Genomic DNA, 514 nt, shown 5'->3' on the forward strand with positions numbered 1-514 from the left:
CTGACTGCCGAAGTCACCGCAGACAGCGGGGAATATCAGGTGCTGGCGCGCTGGGACACGCCGAAGGTGGTGAAGGGGGTGAGCTTTATGCTTCGCCTGACCGTGGCAGCGGATGACGGCAGTGAGCGGCTGGTCAGCACGGCCCGGACGGCGGAAACCACATACCGCTTCACGCAACTGGCGCTGGGACGGTACACGCTGACAGTCCGGGCGGTAAATGCGTGGGGACAGCAGGGCGATCCGGCGTCGGTATCGTTCAGGATTGCCGCACCGGTAGCACCGTCGCGGATTGAGCTGACGCCGGGCTATTTTCAGATAACTGCCACGCCGCATCTTGCGGTTTATGATCCGACGGTACAGTTTGAGTTCTGGTTCTCGGAAACGCGGATTACCGATATCAGGCAGGTTGAAACCACAGCCCGCTACCTTGGCGCGGGGCTGTACTGGATAGCCGCCAGTATCAATATCAAACCGGGCCATGATTATTACTTTTATATCCGCAGTGTGAACACCG

General features: G+C 59.3%; 1 protein-coding gene. It reads left to right on the forward strand.

What is annotated here, in order from left to right:
• Positions 1–514, forward strand: a 514-nt coding sequence (locus tag FQZ95_RS07605) for a phage tail tip protein J-related protein (RefSeq protein ID WP_442898505.1), incomplete at both ends; no start/stop codon positions are given.

Origin of the sequence: Escherichia sp. HH41S (assembly GCF_009820115.1) — a bacterium.
GTDB classification, from domain to species: Bacteria; Pseudomonadota; Gammaproteobacteria; order Enterobacterales; family Enterobacteriaceae; genus Escherichia; species Escherichia coli_F.